This is a genomic window from Achromobacter sp. 1014246743, assembly GCF_059760725.1.
Genome location: NZ_JCBANA010000135.1, coordinates 1 through 2,500, shown reverse-complemented (window position 1 = coordinate 2,500; position 2,500 = coordinate 1). Strand labels below are relative to the sequence as shown.

Sequence of the window (2,500 nt, the reverse complement as noted above, 5' to 3'; positions counted from 1 at the left end):
TGCTACGAAAGGGCACTCTAATGAGACTGCCGGTGACAAACCGGAGGAAGGTGGGGATGACGTCAAGTCCTCATGGCCCTTATGGGTAGGGCTTCACACGTCATACAATGGTCGGGACAGAGGGTCGCCAACCCGCGAGGGGGAGCCAATCCCAGAAACCCGATCGTAGTCCGGATCGCAGTCTGCAACTCGACTGCGTGAAGTCGGAATCGCTAGTAATCGCGGATCAGCATGTCGCGGTGAATACGTTCCCGGGTCTTGTACACACCGCCCGTCACACCATGGGAGTGGGTTTTACCAGAAGTAGTTAGCCTAACCGCAAGGGGGGCGATTACCACGGTAGGATTCATGACTGGGGTGAAGTCGTAACAAGGTAGCCGTATCGGAAGGTGCGGCTGGATCACCTCCTTTCAGAGCTTAAGTGCTCGTGTTAAGCGTCCACTCTTATCGGTTGTTTGATATATAGCTGGGATCGGTTGTGGGCTTGGGTAGAGGGATTCCTCCCTGTGTCCATGGCATCCTGACTACTGATCCGAGAAGGTTTTGGGTCTGTAGCTCAGTCGGTTAGAGCACCGTCTTGATAAGGCGGGGGTCGTTGGTTCGAATCCAACCAGACCCACCAAGTATTTGACGCCAGGCGTTGAATATGGGGGTGTAGCTCAGCTGGGAGAGCGCCTGCTTTGCAAGCAGGATGTCATCGGTTCGATCCCGTTCACCTCCACCATTGATTCTCAAGCAGTCACCTGGTGGTGACGTGTAGAGGTTAACTCATAGCATCGTGATTGAATAAATCGACGGTCTTATGAGTTAGGTTTTACCTGACAGCTATATTCGTTCTTTAACAATCTGGAAGAAGCACAACGAAATGTACTTATCAAGTACTCGGCGCAAGTCGATGAAGATAAGTACGGGTTGTGATTGCATTATTTTGTTCCAAGTTCTCAAGACTGAAGTGAATAACTTCAGACTGCTTTGAAACTTATGAACGGCACAAACGCTAATACTCAGGTCCTATAGCCTACAGCGTTATAGGATCAAGCGACTAAGTGCATATGGTGGATGCCTTGGCGATCACAGGCGATGAAGGACGTAGTAGCCTGCGAAAAGCTACGGGGAGCTGGCAAACAAGCTTTGATCCGTAGATGTCCGAATGGGGAAACCCACCGCAGCAATGCGGTATCCCTAGCTGAATACATAGGCTAGTGGAAGCGAACCGGGTGAACTGAAACATCTCAGTAGCTCGAGGAAAAGAAATCAACCGAGATTCCGAAAGTAGTGGCGAGCGAAATCGGAAGAGCCTTTACGTTTTAGCATGCAAGATAATCGAAGGGGATGGAAAGCCCCGCCGTAGCAGGTGATAGCCCTGTAGATGAAATTTTGTGTGTGGAACTAAGCGTAAGAAAAGTAGGGCGGGACACGTGAAATCCTGTTTGAAGATGGGGGGACCATCCTCCAAGGCTAAATACTCGTGATCGACCGATAGTGAACCAGTACCGTGAGGGAAAGGCGAAAAGAACCCCGGAAGGGGAGTGAAATAGATCCTGAAACCGTATGCATACAAACAGTAGGAGCCTCCTTGTGGGGTGACTGCGTACCTTTTGTATAATGGGTCAGCGACTTACATTCAGTGGCAAGGTTAACCGAATAGGGAAGCCGTAGCGAAAGCGAGTCCGAATAGGGCGATTCAGTCGCTGGGTGTAGACCCGAAACCAGATGATCTATCCATGGCCAGGTTGAAGGCACGGTAACACGTGCTGGAGGACCGAACCCACTAATGTTGAAAAATTAGGGGATGAGCTGTGGATAGGGGTGAAAGGCTAAACAAATCTGGAAATAGCTGGTTCTCTCCGAAAACTATTTAGGTAGTGCCTCAAGTATTACTGCGGGGGGTAGAGCACTGTTATAGCTAGGGGGTCATGGCGACTTACCAAACTATGGCAAACTCCGAATACCCGCAAGTACAGCTTGGGAGACAGAGCACCGGGTGCTAACGTCCGGACTCAAGAGGGAAACAACCCAGACCGCCAGCTAAGGTCCCGAATTATCGCTAAGTGGGAAACGAAGTGGGAAGGCATAGACAGTCAGGAGGTTGGCTTAGAAGCAGCCATCCTTTAAAGAAAGCGTAATAGCTCACTGATCGAGTCGTCCTGCGCGGAAGATGTAACGGGGCTAAGCGATAAACCGAAGCTGCGGGTGTGCACTTTTAGTGCACGCGGTAGGAGAGCGTTCTGTAAGCCTGCGAAGGTGGCTTGTAAAGGCTGCTGGAGGTATCAGAAGTGCGAATGCTGACATGAGTAGCGATAAAGGGGGTGAAAAGCCCCCTCGCCGTAAGTCCAAGGTTTCCTGCGCAACGTTCATCGGCGCAGGGTGAGTCGGCCCCTAAGGCGAGGCAGAGATGCGTAGCTGATGGGAAACTGGTTAATATTCCAGTACCGTCGTACAGTGCGATGGGGGGACGGATCGCGGAAGATCATCAGGGTGTTGGATGTCCCTGTTGCTG

At 51.2% G+C, this 2,500-nt stretch carries 2 tRNA genes and 2 rRNA genes (1 of these 4 cut by a window edge); all 4 read left to right on the top strand.

Features of this window, described 5'->3' with window-relative positions:
• Positions 1-411 (top strand): 16S ribosomal RNA (locus AC6LJ2_RS29920); it begins 1,120 nt to the left of the window's first position.
• Positions 412-545: 134 nt separating this feature from the next.
• A tRNA-Ile gene (locus tag AC6LJ2_RS29915) sits at positions 546-622 on the top strand.
• A gap of 26 nt (positions 623-648) precedes the next feature.
• Positions 649-724: transfer RNA gene (locus AC6LJ2_RS29910), tRNA-Ala, on the top strand.
• 308 nt (positions 725-1,032) lie between these two features.
• Positions 1,033-2,500 (top strand): 23S ribosomal RNA (locus AC6LJ2_RS29905); the annotation flags it as partial.